The 1672-nt window shown below is 65.8% G+C and carries 2 protein-coding genes; both read left to right on the forward strand.

Annotated features, from left to right (window positions below; translation table 11 throughout):
• The coding region (locus U4E84_RS16890; RefSeq protein ID WP_322533267.1) for a helix-turn-helix domain-containing protein at positions 1 to 529 on the forward strand (529 nt) is incomplete at its 5' end.
• A gap of 9 nt (positions 530 to 538) precedes the next feature.
• Complete coding sequence (locus tag U4E84_RS16895; RefSeq protein ID WP_322533268.1) at positions 539 to 1069, forward strand: hypothetical protein; 531 nt, start codon at positions 539 to 541, stop codon at positions 1067 to 1069.
• Positions 1070 to 1672 lie beyond the last annotated feature (603 nt).

Raw genomic sequence — 1672 nt, forward strand, 5'->3', positions numbered from 1 at the left:
CTTCTGCTACTGGGGCCCGGTCACCCCACCGGAAGCTATGGAAGCGCTCGATCTCTCGAAATCGACGGCCTACGAGTACGTCGACCGACTGGTCGATCTCGGCCTCGTCGACCGCGACGACTCAACACGCCCCCAGCAGCTGACCGCCGACCCGATCATCATCGTCGAGCAGTACGTCCCGATCGTCATCACGCCGACCGTCCTCCACGCCCTCGGGCTCCAGGAGGTCGACGAGGAGATCGAGTACTTCGTGGACCGGTACGGCCTCGGGAAACTCATCGCCGCACTACGCGGCGCCGGGCTCCACTTCGCAGGGAAGACGACTCAGCGGATGGTCGCCAGCGACATCGACGTGCGCGAGACGGAAGCGATGATGATCATCTACGCGCTCAAACCCACGCTTGCCGTCGGCCGAGAGCACGACCCGTTCTTCGAGTACCTCTTCCCGGATGTACATGACGAGATGGATCTTCCCGATCTTGACGAGATAGCTGGTGCCCCGACGGACTCGTCGGACCCCGATAGGTGAGTTCATCGGATGGGTCGAGACACGCCATTATCCGCTGACCAGGACGTCCTCGTTGACGCGAACATCTTCTACGCGATTGGCCAGCCCTCGAATCCGCAGTACCAACGATTTCGGCGAGCCATCCAGCACGTCGGCGTCGTCTGCAAACTCCCCCGGCGCGTGATCGGCGAACTCGGCGGCTCAGAGACAGATCGTGTCCGGACAGCGCTCGACGAAGGATGGGCCGAGATCATCGATGCCCCATCACCGACGGATGGCGACGCTATCGCGGCGAGCGATATCGCCAGACGGACCATCGCGAGTGAAACGACCAAAGCCGAGCACGAAGTCGAAAAGACGGACGCGATTCTCGCGGGGCTAGCCATTCAGTATGTGAGAGACCGCTCGACAACAGGTGTCGTCGTGCTCACAGACGATCAGCCCGCCAGGAAAGGCATCAAAAACGCCGTTCGAGCGCAGGGGTACACGGACGCGATCACGGTCTCCGGCTTGGCGGACATCATCGGCGACGACCCGGGCGACTCGATGCGGCTGATCTAGACCGAGTAGTACCCCCATTCCGAAAGCCCTCAGCCGCTCGGCATCCCGCGCCCCACGCTGCGCTCCTCGTGCCTGCGGTGCTTACGGGATCGGGGGACGACCGAAGCGCCCTCGCCCTTTCTGAGTCCACCAAGACGGTAGATGATTCGCCGAGCGACGCGGCCGGCTGGACAGGTGTGTACGTACCGGCCCGCCCCGCTCGCCGCTGCCGCCCTCCGCGTCGCTCGCGACCGACCATTCCGGGCGTGCGGGCGCTCTCCGCACCGCCCGCGCCCGTTCCGGGCTAAAATGTATGTGCCCTCGACGCCAGCGCTTCTCCCGTTTCGGTCCCGGACTTCCGGAGGCTTCCGGGACTCTCCGACCCGCGACGGACGTGGTTGCGTCGCGGGCGAAACGGGGAATGCGCTGGCCGCTCGCTCCGGGCGGGTCGGCGCGCGGGGCTGGTTGGGGTCGATCGCACTCGGGCGCGCTCTCGCTCGCGCCCAGGAGGGCGCTCGCGAAGGCGCGAGCGAGAGCGCGCAGACGGCTCTGTCGGTCGTGACGTCGAGGAAACCGCGGTTTGGGGCCGCGGTGTCGGGCGCTGTGGTGAGCGCCTTCAGGTCT

This window comes from Halorubrum sp. AD140 (genome assembly GCF_034497445.1).
In the GTDB taxonomy this organism is placed as follows: domain Archaea; phylum Halobacteriota; class Halobacteria; order Halobacteriales; family Haloferacaceae; genus Halorubrum.